This window comes from Streptomyces avidinii (assembly GCF_045161815.1).
Taxonomy (GTDB): domain Bacteria; phylum Actinomycetota; class Actinomycetes; order Streptomycetales; family Streptomycetaceae; genus Streptomyces; species Streptomyces avidinii.
Map to the genome: position 1 here is coordinate 4,333,418 of NZ_CP108863.1, position 18,431 is coordinate 4,351,848.

At 69.3% G+C, this 18,431-nt stretch carries 21 protein-coding genes and 1 tRNA gene; 4 read left to right on the forward strand and 18 right to left on the reverse strand.

Features of this window, described 5'->3' with window-relative positions; all coding sequences use genetic code 11:
- Positions 1-2 precede the first annotated feature (2 nt).
- Genes dnaJ through dnaK form a run of 3 tightly spaced genes read right to left on the reverse strand, consistent with a single transcriptional unit; the run spans position 3 to position 3,724 of the window.
- Positions 3-1,184, reverse strand: coding sequence for a molecular chaperone DnaJ (gene dnaJ, locus OG373_RS19205; RefSeq protein ID WP_405439369.1), 1,182 nt, complete (start codon positions 1,182-1,184; stop codon positions 3-5).
- 39 nt (positions 1,185-1,223) lie between these two features.
- Positions 1,224-1,877, reverse strand: coding sequence for a nucleotide exchange factor GrpE (gene grpE, locus OG373_RS19210; protein ID WP_397732922.1), 654 nt, complete (start codon positions 1,875-1,877; stop codon positions 1,224-1,226).
- Positions 1,877-3,724 carry a molecular chaperone DnaK gene (gene dnaK, locus OG373_RS19215; RefSeq protein WP_189971852.1) on the reverse strand — a complete coding sequence of 616 codons (1,848 nt, stop codon included), beginning with the start codon at positions 3,722-3,724 and terminating at the stop codon, positions 1,877-1,879. Before dnaK ends, grpE begins: the two co-directional genes overlap by 1 nt.
- A gap of 253 nt (positions 3,725-3,977) precedes the next feature.
- Here dnaK and OG373_RS19220 point away from each other — a divergent pair, with 253 nt between their 5' ends.
- Together OG373_RS19220 and OG373_RS19225 are read left to right on the forward strand one after the other, a co-directional pair.
- Complete coding sequence (locus tag OG373_RS19220) at positions 3,978-4,514, forward strand: sugar transferase (protein ID WP_405439370.1); 537 nt, start codon at positions 3,978-3,980, stop codon at positions 4,512-4,514.
- 110 nt (positions 4,515-4,624) lie between these two features.
- Positions 4,625-7,153 (forward strand): heterodisulfide reductase-related iron-sulfur binding cluster, encoded by a 2,529-nt coding sequence (locus OG373_RS19225; RefSeq protein WP_405439371.1) that lies wholly within the window; start codon positions 4,625-4,627, stop codon positions 7,151-7,153.
- A gap of 98 nt (positions 7,154-7,251) precedes the next feature.
- Here the strand turns inward: OG373_RS19225 and OG373_RS19230 are convergent, their stop codons facing one another.
- Positions 7,252-8,058, reverse strand: a complete 807-nt coding sequence (locus tag OG373_RS19230; protein WP_405439372.1) for a hypothetical protein — start codon at positions 8,056-8,058, stop codon at positions 7,252-7,254.
- Between the two features lie 265 nt (positions 8,059-8,323).
- Here OG373_RS19230 and OG373_RS19235 point away from each other — a divergent pair, with 265 nt between their 5' ends.
- Positions 8,324-9,241: a Yip1 family protein gene (locus tag OG373_RS19235; RefSeq protein WP_397732926.1), complete on the forward strand. Its 918-nt coding sequence runs from the start codon at positions 8,324-8,326 to the stop codon at positions 9,239-9,241.
- Positions 9,242-9,340: 99 nt separating this feature from the next.
- Here the strand turns inward: OG373_RS19235 and OG373_RS19240 are convergent, their stop codons facing one another.
- Together OG373_RS19240 and dcd are read right to left on the reverse strand one after the other, a co-directional pair.
- Positions 9,341-9,838, reverse strand: a complete 498-nt coding sequence (locus tag OG373_RS19240; protein ID WP_030009869.1) for a phosphoribosyltransferase — start codon at positions 9,836-9,838, stop codon at positions 9,341-9,343.
- Positions 9,835-10,422, reverse strand: coding sequence for a dCTP deaminase (dcd, locus tag OG373_RS19245; protein WP_405439373.1), 588 nt, complete (start codon positions 10,420-10,422; stop codon positions 9,835-9,837). The genes OG373_RS19240 and dcd overlap by 4 nt, the downstream gene beginning before the upstream one ends.
- A gap of 470 nt (positions 10,423-10,892) precedes the next feature.
- On the opposite strand from dcd, the gene OG373_RS19250 reads away from it, so the two are divergent.
- Positions 10,893-10,966: transfer RNA gene (locus tag OG373_RS19250), tRNA-Gly, on the forward strand.
- A 51-nt stretch (positions 10,967-11,017) separates the two neighbouring features.
- Here OG373_RS19250 and OG373_RS19255 read toward each other — a convergent pair.
- The 12 genes from OG373_RS19255 to OG373_RS19310 form a co-directional block, all read right to left on the reverse strand.
- Positions 11,018-12,163 carry a tyrosine-type recombinase/integrase gene (locus tag OG373_RS19255; protein ID WP_405439374.1) on the reverse strand — a complete coding sequence of 382 codons (1,146 nt, stop codon included), beginning with the start codon at positions 12,161-12,163 and terminating at the stop codon, positions 11,018-11,020.
- Positions 12,163-12,375 (reverse strand): helix-turn-helix domain-containing protein, encoded by a 213-nt coding sequence (locus OG373_RS19260; RefSeq protein WP_266352707.1) that lies wholly within the window; start codon positions 12,373-12,375, stop codon positions 12,163-12,165. The genes OG373_RS19255 and OG373_RS19260 overlap by 1 nt, the downstream gene beginning before the upstream one ends.
- Positions 12,368-13,744 (reverse strand): replication initiator protein RepSA, encoded by a 1,377-nt coding sequence (gene repSA, locus OG373_RS19265; RefSeq protein ID WP_405439375.1) that lies wholly within the window; start codon positions 13,742-13,744, stop codon positions 12,368-12,370. The genes OG373_RS19260 and repSA overlap by 8 nt, the downstream gene beginning before the upstream one ends.
- Complete coding sequence (locus tag OG373_RS19270; protein ID WP_405439376.1) at positions 13,741-14,064, reverse strand: hypothetical protein; 324 nt, start codon at positions 14,062-14,064, stop codon at positions 13,741-13,743. Before OG373_RS19270 ends, repSA begins: the two co-directional genes overlap by 4 nt.
- Before the next feature lie 5 nt (positions 14,065-14,069).
- Positions 14,070-14,258, reverse strand: coding sequence for a hypothetical protein (locus OG373_RS19275; protein ID WP_405439377.1), 189 nt, complete (start codon positions 14,256-14,258; stop codon positions 14,070-14,072).
- An 89-nt stretch (positions 14,259-14,347) separates the two neighbouring features.
- Positions 14,348-14,662, reverse strand: a complete 315-nt coding sequence (locus tag OG373_RS19280; protein WP_405439378.1) for a SpdD protein — start codon at positions 14,660-14,662, stop codon at positions 14,348-14,350.
- Positions 14,663-14,685: 23 nt separating this feature from the next.
- Positions 14,686-14,844 (reverse strand): hypothetical protein, encoded by a 159-nt coding sequence (locus OG373_RS19285; protein WP_107084747.1) that lies wholly within the window; start codon positions 14,842-14,844, stop codon positions 14,686-14,688.
- 17 nt (positions 14,845-14,861) lie between these two features.
- Positions 14,862-15,053: a mobile element transfer protein gene (locus OG373_RS19290; RefSeq protein WP_053167215.1), complete on the reverse strand. Its 192-nt coding sequence runs from the start codon at positions 15,051-15,053 to the stop codon at positions 14,862-14,864.
- Between the two features lie 15 nt (positions 15,054-15,068).
- Positions 15,069-15,710, reverse strand: coding sequence for a DUF2637 domain-containing protein (locus OG373_RS19295; protein WP_405439379.1), 642 nt, complete (start codon positions 15,708-15,710; stop codon positions 15,069-15,071).
- A gap of 78 nt (positions 15,711-15,788) precedes the next feature.
- On the reverse strand, positions 15,789-17,147 hold the full coding sequence (locus tag OG373_RS19300) for an FtsK/SpoIIIE domain-containing protein (RefSeq protein WP_405439380.1): 1,359 nt from the start codon (positions 17,145-17,147) through the stop codon (positions 15,789-15,791).
- 2 nt (positions 17,148-17,149) lie between these two features.
- On the reverse strand, positions 17,150-17,491 hold the full coding sequence (locus OG373_RS19305) for a hypothetical protein (protein WP_405439381.1): 342 nt from the start codon (positions 17,489-17,491) through the stop codon (positions 17,150-17,152).
- 139 nt (positions 17,492-17,630) lie between these two features.
- Positions 17,631-18,413, reverse strand: coding sequence for a GntR family transcriptional regulator (locus OG373_RS19310; RefSeq protein ID WP_405439382.1), 783 nt, complete (start codon positions 18,411-18,413; stop codon positions 17,631-17,633).
- Positions 18,414-18,431: the final 18 nt, after the last annotated feature.

Here is an 18,431-nt window from a genome sequence, read left to right on the forward strand (position 1 = left end):
GCTCATGCTCCCTTCGCGGACTCGAACAGCGCGGAGCGCGGGTCCTCGGACTCCGTCGCCTCGCGGTACATCTCCAGGGCCTCGCGTGCCTTGTCGGACAGCTCGGTCGGGACCGCGACCTCCACCGTCACCAGCAGGTCGCCGCGGGTGCCGTCCTTGCGGACCGCACCCTTGCCGCGGGCCCGCATGGTGCGCCCGTTGGGGGTGCCCGCCGGCAGCTTCAGCGTCACCGAGGGGCCGTTCAGGGTCGGGACCTTGATGTCGGCCCCCAGCGCCGCCTCCGCGAACGTCACGGGCACGGTCACCGTCAGGTTGTCGTCCTTGCGGCCGAACACCGGGTGCGAATCGACGTGGACGACCACGTAGAGGTCACCGCCGGGACCGCCGCGCTCGCCCGGCGCACCCTTGCCGCGCAGTCGGATCCGCTGGCCGTCGGAGACGCCCGCCGGGATCCTGACCTGCATGGTGCGGGAGCTACGGGCGCGCCCGCTGCCCTTGCAGACGTCGCAGGGGGTCTCCGCGATCAGGCCCCGGCCCTTGCAGTCCGCGCAGGGGTCGGTCAGCGAGAAGCCGCCGCCGCTGCCGCGCGAGACCTGCCCGGTACCGACACAGGTCGGGCACACCCTGGGCGTGCCGTTCTTGTCGCCGGTGCCCGAACAGGCCTTGCAGGGGGCCTGCGAGGACATCCGGAGCGGGACCGTGGCCCCGTCCACCGCCTCCGTGAAGGAGAGGGTGACCTCCGACTCGATGTCCTGGCCGCGGCGCGGCTGGGTACGGGTGCCCGTACCGGGGCCGGCGCCGCGGTTGAAGAGGCCGCCGAAGACGTCGCCCAGGCCGCCGCCGAAGCCGCCGGCCTGGCCGGCGCCCTGCTGCTGACCCCCGAAGAGGTCGCCCAGGTCGAAGTTGAACGAGCCGCCGCCGCCCGGCCCGGGGCGGAAGCCACCGTTGCCGAACAGGGCGCGCGCCTCGTCGTACTCCTTGCGCTTCTTGGCGTCGCCGAGGATGTCGTTCGCCTCGGAGATCTCCTTGAAGCGCTCCTCGGCCGAGGCGTCGCCCTTGTTGGCGTCCGGGTGGAACTCGCGAGCGAGCTTCCGGTACGCCTTCTTGATCTCGGCCTCGGTGGCGTCCTTCGGGACACCGAGGACCTTGTAGTAGTCCTTCTCGACGAAGTCCTTCGTGCTCATCCCCGGTGTCCCTCCTCTCGTGCTCCTACATGTGGTGCATCAGCCCTTGTCGGGGGCATCCGTGTCCTTGTCGGACGGTGCTTCGCCCTCCGCGGACTCGGACTTGGGGGCCGCGCCCGGCTGGGGCTCGGCCACCGCGACCCGTGCGGGACGGATCGTACGCTCGCCGATCCGGTACCCCGGCTGAAGGATCGCCACGCAGGTGTCCTCCGTGATGTCCGGCGCGTACGAGTGCATCAGGGCCTCGTGGATCGTCGGGTCGAAGGGCTCGCCCTCCTTGCCGAACTGCTGCAGGCCCATCTTGGCGGCGACCGTCTCCAGCGATTCGGCCACCGACTTGAAGCCGCCGACCAGCTCGCCATGCTCCCGCGCCCGGCCGACGTCGTCCAGGGTCGGGAGCAGTTCCGTCAGGAGGGAGGCGACCGCGATCTCCTTGACGGTGATCCGGTCCCGCTCCACCCGGCGGCGGTAGTTCTGGTACTCCGCCTGGAGCCGCTGGAGGTCCGCGGTGCGCTCGGAGAGCGCGGTACGGGCCTGGTCCAGCTGCGCCAGCAGCGCTACGTCCTGGCTTGCGTCCCCGGCCGGGGCCGCCGCCTCCTCCTTGGCGGAGTCGGCGGCCTTCGGCTCGGCGTCGTTCTGACCGGCGTCGGGGACTTCGGGCTTCTCGTCGAAACCCGGGGTCTCCTCCGACATCAGGCAGCGCCGCCCTTCGGCTTCTCGTCGTCGACGATCTCGGCGTCGACGACATCGTCGTCGGCCTTGGCCTGGCCCGCGTCGCCGGCGGCGCCGGCGGCACCCTGGGCGGCCTGGGCGTCGGCGTAGATCGCCTGGCCGAGCTTCTGGCTGACCGCGGCGAGCTTCTCCGTCGCGGTGCGGATCTCGGCCGTGTCCTCGCCCTTGAGGGTCTCCTTCAGCTCGGACACCGCGGCCTCGACCTCGGTCTTGACGTCGGCCGGGACCTTGTCCTCGTTGTCCTTGACGAACTTCTCCGTCTGGTAGACGAGCTGCTCGCCCTGGTTGCGGGACTCGGCCGCCTCCTTGCGGCGCAGGTCCTCGTCCGCGTACTGCTCCGCCTCCTGGCGCATGCGGTCGACCTCGTCCTTGCCGAGCGAGGAGCCGCCGGTGACGGTCATCTTCTGCTCCTTGCCCGTGCCGAGGTCCTTGGCCGTGACGTGCATGATGCCGTTCGCGTCGATGTCGAAGGAGACCTCGATCTGCGGGACGCCACGCGGGGCCGGGGGCAGGCCCGTCAGCTCGAACATGCCGAGCTTCTTGTTGTACGCCGCGATCTCGCGCTCGCCCTGGTAGACCTGGATCTGGACGGACGGCTGGTTGTCCTCGGCCGTCGTGAAGATCTCGGAGCGCTTCGTCGGGATCGTGGTGTTGCGCTCGATCAGCTTGGTCATGATGCCGCCCTTGGTCTCGATACCGAGGGACAGCGGGGTCACGTCGAGGAGCAGGACGTCCTTGACCTCACCCTTGAGCACACCGGCCTGGAGGGTGGCGCCGATGGCGACGACCTCGTCCGGGTTGACGCCCTTGTTGGCGTCCTGGCCACCGGTGAGCTCCTTGACGAGCTCGGCGACGGCCGGCATACGGGTCGAGCCGCCGACCAGGACCACGTGGTCGATCTCGGACAGCTGGATGCCGGCGTCCTTGATGACGTTGTGGAACGGGGTCTTGCAGCGGTCGAGCAGGTCCGCGGTCAGCTGCTGGAACTGGGCGCGCGTGAGCTTCTCGTCCAGGTGCAGCGGGCCCTCGGCGGAAGCCGTGATGTAGGGCAGGTTGATCGTGGTCTCCGTGGAGGAGGACAGCTCGATCTTCGCCTTCTCGGCGGCCTCGCGCAGGCGCTGGAGCGCCATCTTGTCCTTGGAGAGGTCCACGCCGTGACCGTTGGCGAACTGCTTCACCAGGTAGTCGACGACGCGCTGGTCCCAGTCGTCACCACCGAGGTGGTTGTCACCGTTGGTGGCCTTCACCTCGACGACGCCGTCGCCGATCTCCAGGAGCGACACGTCGAAGGTGCCGCCACCGAGGTCGAAGACCAGAATGGTCTGGTCGTCCTTGTCCAGGCCGTAGGCCAGGGCGGCGGCGGTCGGCTCGTTGACGATGCGCAGGACGTTCAGACCCGCGATCTCACCGGCTTCCTTCGTCGCCTGACGCTCGGAGTCGTTGAAGTAGGCCGGGACGGTGATGACCGCGTCCGTGACCTTCTCACCCAGGTACGCCTCGGCGTCGCGCTTCAGCTTCTGCAGGATGAAGGCGCTCATCTGCTGCGGGTTGAAGTCCTTGCCATCCAGGTTGATCTTCCAGTCAGTGCCCATGTGGCGCTTGACGGAGCGGATGGTCCGGTCCACGTTCGTGACCGCCTGGCGCTTGGCCACCTCGCCGACGAGGACCTCGCCGTTCTTGGCGAAGGCGACGACGGACGGCGTGGTCCTGGCGCCCTCGGCGTTGGTGATGACGGTGGGCTCGCCGCCTTCCAGAACGCTGACGACGGAGTTAGTGGTGCCCAGGTCGATGCCGACCGCACGTGCCATTTCGATTCCTCCAGCTGACTTGAGTGGAACAGGCTCAACCATGCCGCATCGCCGCGCTTGCGTCAACAGAGCTGAGCGGGGTCGACTCAACCTTTAGCTCTCACTTACGCGCAACCTTGCGGCGGACTGCGCCTCGCCGGCGTCAGGCGCGGGGGTCCGGGGGCCGGGCCCCAACGGCGAGGCCACGGCCGAACGGGTCACGGCAGCCGCGCGCCACCGCAACACCGCCGGAGGCGTACGGCAACGTGCTGGTATGCCGCTCACACTCACCGCCCCCCGGCTACGGGTCCGCGTACCCACGGCCCCGCCGGCGAAAAGGGTGTTCGACCTCGTCGGAGCGGCGACCCTGCTGGTCCTGCTCGCGCCGGCCCTGATCCCGGCCGTCGCGCTGCTCTACGTGACCCGGGGCGGCCGCCCCTTCGTGAGGGAGGCCGCGATCGGCCTGGCCGGCAGGCCGTTCCGGACATGGCGGCTGCGCACCGCCGACACGGGCCGGCTCGGCACCGCCCTCGACCGCTGCGCCCTCGACGCCCTCCCCCAGCTGCTCAACGTGCTCCGCGGCGAGATGTCGCTGGTCGGGCCGCGCCCGGAGGCCCGGACAAACCGCCCCGAGCGGCTCCTCGTACGTCCCGGAATGACCGGCTTGTGGCAGGTGAGCGCGCGCTCGGACCTCCCCTGGGAGGAGATGGCTCTGCTCGACCGGCATTATGTGGAGAACCACTGGCTCGGGATGGACCTCGCGATCCTGGCGCAGACCCCGCGCGCGGCGTACCGGCAAAGGGTCGCCTGAGCGACACAGATCACCGCACGCTCAGCTACATTGCGGCGTCGGGAATGGGTAACCTCAAGCCTTGACTTCATAAGTTACCGCTTAGTAAGTGCCGCCCGAGGAGCCCTTCCATGCAACTCGCCGCGATCATCGTGTCGCTGGTCCTGACCGTGGTCGGCGTCGCGCTGCTCGCACGAGCCGTGGCGCAGATCTACCGCTTCGTGAAGCTCGGCCAGCCCGTGCCGGCAGGCAGCCGCACGGATGACCCGAAGGCTCGAACGTTCACCCTCGTCCGCGAGTTCCTCGGCCACAGCCGCATGAACCGCTGGGGCATCGTCGGCTTCGCCCACTGGTTCGTCGCGATCGGCTTCCTGACGCTGCCGCCGACCCTGGCTCAGGCCTACGGCCAGCTCTTCCAGGCCGACTGGGTGCTGCCGATCGTCGGCGGCTTCCTGCCGTTCGAGCTCTACATCGAGTTCATCGGCCTGATGACGGTGCTCGGCATCCTGGTCCTGATGGCGATCCGGCTGCTCAGCCTGCCCTCCCGGGCGGGCCGCAAGTCGCGCTTCACCGGCTCGAAGGCCTGGCAGGCGTACTTCGTCGAGTACATCATCCTGACCATCGGCCTCGCGATCCTGTGCCTGCGCGGCCTTGAGGGCGCGATCCACCACGTGGACAGCTACGAGCCGGCCTACTTCGTCTCGTACCCGCTGGTCCTGGCCTTCGACGGCCTCTCGGCGAGCGCGCTGCAGAACGCCATCTACTTCACCGCGATGATCAAGATCGGCACCTCGCTGATCTGGATGATCGTGGTCTCGCTCAACACCAACATGGGTGTCGCCTGGCACCGCTTCCTCGGCTTCCCGAACATCTGGTTCAAGCGGAACGCGGACGGCGCCACGGCGCTCGGCGCCCTCCAGCCGATGACCTCGGGCGGCAAGGAGATCGACTTCGAGGACCCGGGCGAGGACGACAACTTCGGCGTCTCCCAGGTCGAGCAGTTCTCCTGGAAGGGCATCCTCGACTTCTCCACGTGCACCGAGTGCGGTCGCTGCCAGTCGCAGTGCCCGGCCTGGAACACGGGCAAGCCGCTGTCCCCGAAGCTGCTCATCATGTCGCTGCGCGACCACGCGCACGCCAAGGCCCCGTACCTGCTCGCCGGTGGCGGCAAGGACATGGAGGGCAACGAGAAGGCCACGGCGGAGCAGCTCGCCGGTGTCCCGGCCGCCGCACTCGCGGAGGCCGAACGCCCGCTGATCGGCACCGCCGAGGAGAACGGCGTCATCGACCCGGACGTGCTGTGGTCCTGCACCACCTGCGGTGCGTGCGTGGAGCAGTGCCCGGTCGACATCGAGCACATCGACCACATCGTCGACATGCGCCGCTACCAGGTGATGATCGAGAGCGCGTTCCCGTCGGAGGCGGGCACGATGCTCAAGAACCTGGAGAAGAAGGGCAACCCCTGGGGCCTGGCGAAGAAGCAGCGCGTCGAGTGGACCAAGGAGGTGGACTTCGAGGTCCCGATCATCGGCAAGGACGCGGAGGACCTCTCCGAGTTCGACTACCTCTACTGGGTCGGCTGCGCCGGCGCCCTGGAGGACCGGGCCAAGAAGACCACGAAGGCCTTCGCGGAGCTGCTGAACATCGCGGGCGTCAAGTTCGCGATCATGGGCGGCGACGAGAAGTGCACCGGTGACTCGCCGCGCCGCCTGGGCAACGAGCCGCTGTTCCAGCAGCTGGGCCAGGAGAACGTGGCCATGCTGAACATGGCGTTCGGCGAGGACGACGACGACCCGTCGACGAAGAAGCCGAAGTCGGCGAAGCGGATCGTCTCGACCTGCCCGCACTGCTTCAACACCATCGCGAACGAGTACCCGCAGCTCGGCGGCGAGTACGAGGTCATCCACCACACGCAGCTGCTCCAGCACCTGATCGACGAGGGCCGCCTCACGCCGGTCACGCCGGTCGACGGCCTGATCACGTACCACGACCCGTGCTACCTGGGCCGGCACAACAAGGTCTACACGCCGCCGCGCGAGATCATGTCCGCCGTGCCGGGCCTGCGTCAGCAGGAGATGCACCGCCACAAGGAGCGGGGCTTCTGCTGTGGCGCCGGTGGCGCGCGGATGTGGATGGAGGAGCGGATCGGCAAGCGCATCAACAACGAGCGCGTCGACGAGGCCCTGTCCCTGAACCCGGACATCGTCTCCACCGCCTGCCCCTTCTGCCTCGTGATGCTCACCGACTCGGTGAACGGCAAGAAGAACGACGGTCAGGCGAAGGAACACGTCCAGGTGGTCGACGTGGCGCAGCTGCTGCTGGACTCGGTGAAGACGCCGGGCCCGACGGAGGCGGAGCTGGCCGCGCTGGCGGCGGAGGCCGAGGCGGCGAAGGCCGCTGCCGAGGCTGAGGCCAAGGCGAAGGCGGAGGCGGAGGCCGAGGCGGAAGCGAAGGCGGCGGCGGAGGCCGAGGCGAAGGCCAAGGCGGAAGCAGCGGCCGAAGCCGAGGCGGAGGAGGCGGCTGAGGCGGAGGCGCCGGCCGAGTCCGCGCCGGAGTCCGCGTCGGCGGCGGAAGCCGAGCCGGAGGCCGAGGCGAAGCCGCAGGCAGCGGCGAAGCCCGAGTCCGAGGACAAGTCCGAGGCCGAGCCCGAAACCAAGTAGCGCACGCGCAGCACCGGAACGGCCGGTCCCCCACTCGGGGGCCGGCCGTTCCGGCGTACGGGTACCGGCACCCTTACCGGCACTGGTACGGCGAGGACTCAGCCGTGGCAGCGCAGCACGGAGAAGCCCACCCCGGCCGCACCCGCCGCGGCCGAGCCGCCGCCGGATGCGACCAGTACCGGGGCGCCGGTTCCCGCCGGGTCGACGGTGTACTTCTCGATCAGCCTGCCGCTGAAGTCGTACACCCAGCTGTTCCCGCCGCCCTTGCCGTCGATGACGACGAACTTCACGCGCTTGCCGTCGCGGACGAGCCGGTACGTCCAGCCGTCGTGGTAGGTGTTCGAACACCCCGGGTCGACCACACCCAGCACACGGCCGTTCGGCAGGGAGATCTCGGCGCGCTTGCCGTGCGGCGCGTCCACGAGCTTGGCGATCCGCCCGTCGGGCATGGCGAGCCGCACCGAGCTCTCCTTCCTGACGTCCTTCCCGGCCTCGGGCCCGACGTGGGGCTTCGGCCGTGGCTTCGGCTGCGGCTTCGCCGATGCGTCCATCCAGGAGGTGACGGTGCCGTTCGGCTGGAGCACGACGTGCAGGCCGTTGTTCTGCCCGTACGACGCGGCCCCGCCCTTGCTGACCAGCGTGTCCAGCCTCGTGGAGCCGGCGAGGATGTCCGCCTCGAAGTGGTTGCTGCTGACCCGGTAGACCTTGGCGACGGACCCGTCCGCCAGCTTCACGGTGGTGACGTACGCCCGGACGCCCGGGTTCGGCCCGGCCGCCGGCAGCACGCCTCGCTCCGGTACGGCCGGGGAGTCCGCGAAGGCGGACCCGACCGGGAGGGCCAGAAGGGCGGCGGCTCCGGCGACGACGGCGGCGCTGCGGAGAGTGGTGCGGCGAGTGTTGCGCATGGTGTGGGCTCTTCTCGTACTCGTTCGGCCTCGTTCGGCGACGAGTACGAAGCTACGGACCCGATGTGTGCGTATTCCGTCGACAACGTAACGGAAAGCCGCAGAACGCCACGCAGCCACGTAAACCGGACACACAGTCAGGCCCGACCCAGGGTGGGGACAACCCCTCGGGGATCCCCTAAGGGATGTCACAGGTCAGCCGCAAAGGGTGGCTGTTCCGGGCGACCGGCCACCGACGCCCGCCGGACCAGGTACGTTCGATCACGTGGCTGGATTCAGGATCGGACGCGGCCGGGACAACAACCGCTCTCCGCAACAACCCCCGCAGCAGCAGCAGTCGTACGGTCAGCAGCAAACGCCGCCGCCGTACGGCCAGCCGCCCTACCCTCCCGTCGGCGGGCCTCCACCGCAGCAGCAGTGGCCGCAGCCGGGCGCCGGGGGACAGGGCGAGCCGGAGTACTTCGACCCGTACGGGCAGCAGCAGCCGCACGCGCAGCAGCCCCCGTACGGCCACGGGGGCCACGGCGGCGGGGGCTACACGAACGACAACCCGGGGCACACCCAGGTCTTCGCCGTCGGCGAGGACCCGTACGGCCAGGGCGCGACCTACCAGGCGGGCTCGGCCGCGGCGGCGCCGTCCGGTCCGCGGCTGCCGTGGAAGGAACTGCTCCGCGGCATCGTGACACGGCCGGGGCAGACCTTCCTCCAGATGCGCGACTACGCCGTCTGGGGCCCCGCCCTGATCGTGACCTTCCTCTACGGGCTCCTCGCGGTCTTCGGCCTCGACGACGCCCGCGAGGACGCCATCAACGCGACCCTGGCGAAGGCCGTCCCGATCGTCCTCTCGGCCGGTGTGGCCTTCGTCATCTGCGGGCTGATCCTCGGCGCCGTCACCCACACCCTGGCCCGCCAGCTGGGCGGCGACGGCACCTGGCAGCCGACCGTGGGCCTGTCGATGCTGGTCATGTCCATCACGGACGCGCCGCGCCTGCTGTTCGCCGTGTTCCTCGGCGGCGACAACATGGTCGTCCAGGTCCTGGGCTGGGCCACCTGGGTCGCGGCCGGCGCGCTCTTCACCTCGCTGATCAGCAAGACGCACGACCTGCCGTGGCCGAAGGCCCTGGGCGCGTCCGCGATCCAGCTGGTCGCACTGCTGTCGATCATCAAGCTGGGCACGATCTGACCCCGTCCCCGCCGAGACGCCGAGACGAAAAAGGGCCCGCCGCGCAGGATCTTGCGCGGCGGGCCTTCGTTCGGCGGGGGCGGGGGGGCGGGGCCAGGACTAGGCGTCGAGGACCTGACCCTCACGCTTCACGACGGGCGGCTCGACGGACCAGGGGAAGTTGATCCACTCGTCGGTCTTCTTCCACACGTACTCGCACTTCACGAGCGAGTGGGACTTCTCGTAGACGACGGCGGACCGCACCTCGGCCACGTGGCCGAGGCAGAAGTCGTGCACGAGCTTCAGCGTCTTGCCGGTGTCGGCCACGTCATCGGCGATGAGGACCTTCTTGTCGGTGAAGTCGATCGCCTCGGGCACGGGAGCCAGCATGACCGGCATCTCCAGCGTGGTCCCGACACCGGTGTAGAACTCGACGTTCACCAGGTGAATGTTCTTGCAGTCCAGCGCGTACGCCAGCCCGCCGGCGACGAACACGCCACCACGGGCGATGCTCAGGATGATGTCGGGCTCGTAGCCGTCGTCGGCGATCGTCTGCGCCAGCTCACGCACGGCGCGCCCGAAGCCGTCGTAGGTCAGGTTCTCGCGTACGTCGCTCATGCCTCGTGCCTCACCTGGGTGCGGTGGAAGTTCTGGAAGGAGCGCGAGGCGGTCGGCCCGCGCTGCCCCTGGTACCTGGATCCGTAGCGCTCGCTGCCGTACGGGAACTCGGCGGGCGTGCTGAGCCGGAACATGCACAGCTGCCCGATCTTCATGCCCGGCCAGAGCTTGATGGGCAGAGTGGCGAGGTTCGACAGCTCCAGGGTCACGTGGCCCGAGAACCCGGGGTCGATGAACCCGGCGGTCGAATGCGTCACCAGGCCGAGGCGGCCCAGACTGGACTTCCCCTCCAGCCGGGAGGCGATGTCGTCGGGCAGCGAGATGACCTCGTACGTCGAGGCGAGGACGAACTCACCCGGGTGGAGGATGAACGCCTCGTCCCCCTCCGGCTCGACCATCCTGGTCAGGTCCGCCTGCTCGATCGCCGGATCGATGTGGGCGTAGCGGTGATTCTCGAACACCCGGAAAAACCGGTCGAGACGTACATCGATGCTGGAGGGCTGCACCATCGATTCCTCGAACGGGTCGATGCGAACCCGTCCGCTGTCGATCTCGGCCCGGATGTCTTTGTCAGAGAGAAGCACGTCCCGAGGATACGCAGAGCGCGCGGGCCACCCCCAATCGAGAGGAGCGATCCGCGCGCCCGGCCCAGCGTCTACCGCTGCCTATCGCTTCGCGCCACCCACGGGCACGGCATGCCGCAACCGCGCACACCGCGGACACCGCAGCAGCCGCCCGGGCCCGATCCGGCCGGCACCGAGGTGCTGCAGCGGGAAGGAGGCGGTACTGAAAACGTGCCCTTCGGCACAACGGACGACGGTGTGCTCCATCGAGTCCCTTTCCCCAACGAGCCGTACTGCGACGAATCGCCACATTAGGGGATGATCGGTACCCGCTCCAGCCGCCGCTCCGAACCCACACGGTACGCCCCAACTCCCGCACGCACACGCCTCGGTGCATGCCACACACGACAACGACCCCGCGGCAAATTCACCGGGGGTCGATCATGAGGTAGAGTGAGCAAAACCAGGGATCCAGGCAACTGGCCCACTGTGCGGATGTAGTTTAATGGTAGAACATGAGCTTCCCAAGCTTATAGCGCGGGTTCGATTCCCGTCATCCGCTCCATGACAAAGCCCCAGGTCATCGACCTGGGGCTTTTGTGTTGCCTAGACCTCTCTACCCCTCACGTGCCAGATCCGTGCCAGATGCCTTGGCTCGCATGGCTTGCACCCGGGCATCGATCCCGGCAGCGACTTCGCGCTGGCGCTCAAGGTTGGAGTGCTGGTAGATCATCGCCGCCTTCTCCGAGGACTGGCCGGCCCGCACCATCGTGTCCTTCAACGTCGCCCCGGACTGCGTCGAGAGCGTGTGCCCGGTGTGACGAAGGTCGTAGAGCGTGAACCCATCGGGCAGTCCCACTTTCTTCCGGGCCTTCTTCCACTTCCGTCCAAAGGTCGTCCGCCGAAAGGGCCCGCCCCGCTCCCCCACGAAGAGCAGCCCGTCCGGCTTTTGCTCCGCGTAGAGATACATTTGGAGCTTGAGATCACCCTTCATGAACTCCGGCAGGACGATGAACCGCTTACCTGCCTCGGACTTGGTCTCGCCGGGAGCCCGCTTGCCGGTGTTCAGCTCAGGCTCGGCGGAGCGCACCCAGACGCCGTTGTTGACGAGGTCGACGTCATGCCGCCGCAGGGCCGCTTGCTCCTCAGGCCGGGCGGGACCGTAGGCGGCGATGTAGACGAGCAGTCGCCAGCGCCGGCCCAGCTCCCGGGCGAGCGCATCGACCTGCTCCACGGTGGCGGTCTGCCGCTCGGCGGGCGACTCCTTGCCCGCGCCCCTGATCCGGCAAGGGTTCCGGCGGATCAACTCGTCGTCGGCAGCGGTCTCCATGATCGCCTTGAGGAGTCTGTACGCCTTCGCCACGGTGGTGGCCCCGGTCTCTTTGAGCCGCTCGGCCCGCCAGGTCCTCACCCTGGGCGGGGTGATCTCGTCGAGGTCGTACTCCTCGAAGGCCGGCAACAGGTGCAGCCGCAGGAGCCGCCGGTACAGCTCATCGGTCGTAGCGGCCAGCCCTCGTTCCTCCACCCACTGGAGCGCGTAGTCCCGGAAGTTGACGGCACCGGCGTCAGGGTCCCTCCAATCCCCCTTCTTGATCTCGGTCTGCTGCTCCGCAAGCCAGTCGTCCGCGTCCCGCGAGGTAGCGAACGTCTCGGGTGCCGGCCGCATCACACCATCGGGTCCGGGATACCGGGCCTGGAACCGCCCCGACGGCAGCTTTCGAATGGCTCCGAACGTGCGCTTCTTGCCCTTGCGGTTGCCCATCAGGCCGCCCTCCGGAATCGCGAGCGCTGCGGCCGACGAGGCTCGATGGTGTTCGCGCTGATGTAGTCCTGCACCGCGCTCTCCGGGATCCGCACGTGCGAGCCGACCTTCACGTACCGGATGCGCCGCTCGGCAACCAGGCGACGCGGGAACCGGACGGTGGTGCCGAGCAGTTCGGCGACCTGGACGACGCTGAGGTAGCGCTCATTCATGCTGCTCTCCTTGCAGGGCTTCGCGGGCGGTCTGGCGGTTGAGCTGGATGCCGCGCGCGATGGTGGCGGCGAGGACCGACTCCCCCGGGCTGTGGCCGTGGCCGGCGTACTGCCAGGAGGCGAGGACGAGCACGGTGTCCGGCTCGACGTCGTCCAGGCCCCGGGCTTCTCGTTCCTGGGCGGCGCGGTAGTCGGCGCGGGTCTGACGGAGAGCACCGAGAGTGGTCGAGTACTGGCGGGACTTCGTGGAGAAGTGCCCACGAAAGCCGAGCATGTGGGACCAGGCGGAGAGGCGGCGGTCCGGGTAGAGGGCATCGAGGTCGAGGCAGGCCGCGATCAGCTGGGCGGTGTGGGCGGGGACGTCGAGGAGGACCAGGGCCTCGCGGTTGCCGATGCGGCGGTCGAGCGTGCCGGTGTTCTCAGCGGCCTTGGTCGCGTACTTGGCGACGTAGGAGGCGACTGCCTGTTCCGTGATGTCGGAGCCGTCCCCGAAGGCCTTGATCGGGCGCACGTCGAGCTGCGTGCCCCAGCGGAAGGTACGGGCGGGCTGGTCTCCGGCGGCCGCGACACTGACCGAGGTGTAGGAGTGTGCGACCGCGGCGCGGATCGAGCGATCGAGTAACTCGGTCGTGGCCCAGGCCGGCGGAGGGCTGTCGGGACCGTCCGGGCCGTCGACGCGGATCACGGCATGGAAGTGGACTGCCCCGCGCTTCTGGAACTCCGCGACCTTGCCATAGGAGATCCGCGCGACCTCTTTCAGCTCGCGTTGAGTGAGTCCAGCTGCTGCGGCGATCTCCCGGCGGAGGCGGGTGGTGAAGCGCTGCCAGAGCTGTCCGACGTGGTTGTTGAAGAGGACGGCTGCGGCGTAGTCGTAGGTGGTCGGGTCGAGGGCGGTGCCGAGCTCGGGAGCGTTCTCCTGGTGATGATGGCTGCAGCGGCACCGGCGGCCGGCAGGGCGGTTGTGGACCGGGCCGAAGGACGGCGCGGTGAGGGTGGCGAAGACGCGGGGGTGCTCGCGGACGGTGGCGGGGATGTCGCGGCGGTCGTCGCCAGCCAGCCCGGCCCGGATCAGGTGGTAGGTGTCGCCGGAGTACGTCCAGGCGCAGGCGGGGCAGCGGGAGGCGCGGCGGTTGCCGCAGGCGATGCGGAGACGGGAGCCGGGTTCGTCCTGGGTGGAGTACCGGTTCAGGAGCTCGCCCGAGGTCTTGTCCTTGGTGACGGTCCAGCCGGTGATGTGGATCGGGTCGGAGCAGCCGCCGGTGCGGCGGATCTGGTCTTCCCAACGGGCGTAACCGGGAGCCCCGGCCACCTTCAGCATGTCGCCGAGGAGGCCGGGGTCCAGGTTCGCGAGGGCCGCGGAGTCGGTCACGCAGCCACCGCCTCGGAGCCCGGGGTGAACACCGTGAAGACCGTCAGGGTGATCCGACCGAGTGGTGCCGTGAAGTGAAGTTTCCTGTCGCCCTTGCGGTCGGCGAACCGCACGTCGTCGGCTTCGGTATGCGTCGCCATCCGCCAGGCTTCGAAATCGGCCGGGCCGTCGAGGAGGATGCTTGCCTCGGTCGGACTGATCTGGCTGGTGGTGATGTAGGCGCCGGGCAGGTTCGGGTGGAGTTCGGCCAGCTGGGCGAGGGCCGCGAACACGGCGGCCTGCGCGGTCAGCGGGTTGGTCATGTCGAGGTCGGTCAGCATGGCGTTCACCGCCCGGCCGAGGTGATGACGATCCGCCGGGCGACGCGCTTGCCGGTGCCGTGGCAGGCCGGGCAGTGGGCGGTGATGATCCGCAGGGCGCCGGTGTGGTCGCGGCCTCCGAGGGTCACCTTCGCGGCGGAGAAGCCGTCGCAGTCGGGGCAGGCCGGAGCTGGCAGGACGGTGGGCTGGGTCATGATGGTGCTTCCTTCCGGTTCGTTGGATCGGGCGGGAGTGCGGCGCCGGGACGGCGGAGACTTGGCGGTTGAGGCCGTCCCGGAGCCGGTCAACGGCCCTTGAACTCCTGGCGCAGGGCGCGGACGAGGAAGAGCAGGACCACGCCGCTGATGGACAGGGCGACCGCGGTGACGGCAACGGCCAGGAGCAGCGAGACAGCGACGGAGGCCAGCGCGAGAACTCCGGCGATTCCGCCGGCGGCGAGGGCGAGCGCGGTACCGGGCGAGTTCTGAATCAGGCTGCCGAGGCCGGTAGGGGGCCGGACCGGGACAGAGGCGGACGGCTCGGCGGGCGCAGGGGTCGGGCGAATCGTCGCCGGACTGTAGGCGTGCGTGTCGGGTCGGGGGTACTGGGGCTTGAACACGACCGTTCTCCTTCCGAGGCGGGCTACTTGTTGATCGCTGTGTCGATGGCGGGGGCGAGGAAGCTGTCCGCGAGGAGGAAACCGCCGAGGAGGATCACGGCGACGAGCCACCAGGGCGGGCGAATGAGCTTCACGCCGAGGACACCGACGGCGAGGAGGGCGAACCAGAGCGGGACGTCCATGGCGATGGCCTTTCGGGTCAGCTGACGCGGCAGCGGTGAGAGCGGGCGGCGAGCTGGGCGGCGGTCGAGGAGCTGTAGTCGGAGGACCAGCCGCAGCCGTCGGTGGTGCACACGGCGGCGTCCTTGGTGCGGCCGTGGCGGTCGCGGTGGGTGCCGATCTGGACGGGGCCGATCTTCATGAGCGAGCGGAAGTTGATCCGGGCGGGCATGGCGGTCTCCTCACGTCAGGTGAGCTGGGCTGCGATGGCCTCGGCGAGCGGTCGCGGGACGCCGAGTCGGGTGCGCAGGGTCTCTGTGTCGATGTCCGAGCCGGTACGGGTGCGGTGGTCGACGGCGATCTTCTGGGCGTGCGCGATGAGGGCGGGCGGAGCGGCGACCGTCGACGGTGGCAGGGCGGCGACGGCACTGGCCTGCACACCGGCCTCTGTCTCCCGCTCGACCACGTGCGGGTGCACCGAAGCGGGCTCAGGCTCGGAATCCGGTGGACTGGGCGACGTAGGCCGGTGAACCAGGAGGGTGCCGCCGAGGAAGGCGAGCGCGGGCCAGCCGGCGACGAGGATCCGAAGCCAGTCCGGCACGTCGCCGAGATCGAGGAGGCCGGCCGTAGCGACGTTCGCGCCGAGCGAGGCCGCGAGGGCAACGGCGAACCAGGACCAGGCCGAGCGCGAGGGCTCGCCCGCATCCCGCAGGGTGCGGAGGCGGTGCCAGGCGGCGACGAGGAGCAGGTCCACGCTGACCGGGTAGGCCCAGGCCTTCCAGCCGGTCTGCCCCGCGGCTTCGGCGAGGTCGTGCAGGTGGGCGAAGGAGAGGGCTCCGGCGATGACGGCCTGGACGAGGACGGCATCCGGGCGGACCAGGCGAGTCATGGTGTTCACCTCCTTTCAGGCATGGGTGGGGTAGGGACCTGGCGCGATGAGGCCGCGCCGACCGAGTGGGGCGAGAGGTCAGAAGGCAGGAGCCGAAGCGGACTTCGGCTGGACCTTGCCGACGATGACGCGGACCGGGACCGCCGGCCGGAAGGGCTCCAGCTCCGGGATGCTCGGGGTGCGGTGGGCGTGGGCGTTGCAGGTGTCCACGGCTTGGCGGAGCGTGGTGTGCGGGGCCCGGATACGGGTCCAGCCGCCGGAGGAGTCACCGGCCACGGCGGTGCCGGGGCGGTCTCTATCGATCTGGACGGCGGCGAGGACGGCGTCCGGGGAGATGTCGCCGAAGGCCATGTTCGCCGAGGTCTCGTCGTTGACGCGGTGGGCGGTGCGGCCGGTGAGCTGGGCACGGAGCATGGTGATGCCCTTGCCGAGTTCGGAGCCGAAGCGCTGGCCGCAGATCTCCAGGTGGATGCCGGCGGCGCGGCCGAGCTGGGAAAGGCGGACGAGGTCGGTGACGATGCGGTCGCGCCGGGCTTCCTCGGCCTTGTTCGCGGCGAGAGCCAGCTCCGCGACTTCGTCCACGAGGATCACGACGGGTACGGGACGGAGGTGCGGGGGCAGGTCCCAGATGTCGGCGGTGATCTCCGCATCCGGCAGACCGACGCTGATGCGTTGTTCGGCCCGGATCAGGTCGTAGACCCGGCTCATGTACTGGACGAGAGCGGTGAGCAGTTCGGCCGCGTCGGTCGGGTTGTCCGCCATCGCGGTGAACCGCGCAGCCAGCGGCGAGAGTTCGACGCCGTTCTTGCAGTCGATGCCGACGAGGGCAACGTTCCGCGGTGCGAGTCCGGCGACGAGCGTGCGTTGGTAGACGGACTTCCCGGACTTGGTCGCGCCGACGTTCAGGGCGTGGGGCACTTCGCGGTAGTCCCGGTAGTGGACTTCACCGTCCTCTCGGAGGGCCACGGGCACCCGTAGTGCGTCGTCGGGGCCGACTGCCGGCATGCGTACCCGCTTGAGGATGTCGTAGCCGGTCATCCGCAGCTCTACGACGCCGGAGCGGATCTCGCGGGAAACGACGTTGTGGAAGGCGAAGGAGTGCCGGAGTCGGTCGGAGGAGGCGGAGAAGTCGAACGCGTCCTGACCGGGCCGGAGTTTCAGCCTGAGGACCAGGCCGGTCCCGGTGGGCCGCAGGCGCAGGATGCGAGGAGAGCGATCCTCCGGGGGCGGCCGGTTGGTGACTCGGGCGAGGGTCAGCCGCCAGCGGGAGGGCGGGACGGTGAGCCCGCAGGCGTCCATGACCGAGCGGTAGCGGATCAGGACGCGGACCGTCGCGAGGGTGACCCCGAAGGTCATCCAGTACCAGGTGGGCCGCAGCCGGCGCAGGACGAGCGCGACGACCAGGACCACCAGCAGCGTGATCCATAAGGCGTCCATGCTCAGACGGCCTTGGCTACGAGCGAGGTGACGGCGACGGCCCGGAAGCTGAGGCCGTGGCGCTTCTGGCCGTTGAACTCGTTCTCCCAGGGCCGGGCGACGAGGCCGGTCAGCGCGACCGGGGTGCCCGTGGTCAGCTCGCCGGAGACGTCGGGCTCCGCAACAGTGACGGACACGACCTCGGCGTTGCCGTTCATCACGAAGAGCACGTCCACGGTCATGAGGTTGTTGCCGGTCTCGTTGTCGACGGCGACCTGACCGGTCTTCTTGTCGCGCAGCTTGAGCTGCGGGGGCTGGGCAACCATCACGGTCGCGCCGGAGGTGTCGACGGGGATCTGACGCACAGCGGATCACTCCTCTATAGAGGTCGAACTCCGTCACTCATGTATATGAGTGACATGAAGAAGAGTGCCCGACTCCTATACATGAGTCAACCCGCCGCGAGGAGAAACTCACGGCGGGCTGTGGACAGTTGAGCGAGCGTCAGTCGCGTGCAGGGATCCGGTACTCGAAGACGAACTGGTCAGCGGCCATGAGGGTGTCGCAGACCTCCACCACGACGCCTTCCGTCGTAACCGCGTCGCGGAGCAGGTGCACGACAGGGGCACCAGGGGTCAGGGACAGCTCGGTCGCCTCCGCCTTGGCGGCCGGCCGGGCTTGCAGCGTCTCCACGTACTCGGCGAAGACATGGCCGTGGTCCTCCAGCCGTGCGTAAATGCCGCCGGGCCCGGGGTTCTCGGCGAACAGCTCCGGGATGTCCTTCACGACGTTCCACGGCAGGTACGAGGTAGCCGTTTCCACGGGCGTCCCGTTCCGGAAGTACAGCCGCCGCCGCGCGAGAACCTGAGCCCCCGCGGCGACCCCGAGCCGACCCGCGATCTCCTCCGGCGCCTCCATGGGCCCGATGAACAGCACGCTCACCTTGGCCTCGGCCCCGGACTGCGCGGACTCGGCGAGGTACGCCGCCCTGCCTTCCTGGCGATGCGTACGCCGGAAGCGGTCGGAGGACCGGTGCCGGACGGGCGGCCGGGCCTTCACCATCGAGCCCTTGCCGTGCCGCGTCTCGACAAGCCCGCTGGCCCGCACCTCGACCATGGCCTTCCGGATCGTCCCGCCAGCGACGCCGTAGCGCTCCACCAGCTCGGACTCACTCGGCACCATGTCGCCGGCATTCAGCACACCAGCCCGGATCTGCTGAACGATGTCCTCGGCGATCTGCACGTAGCGCGGCACAGCGCCTCGGCCACCTCCCACTGCGGTTCCCATAGTCCTTCTCTTCCTCCT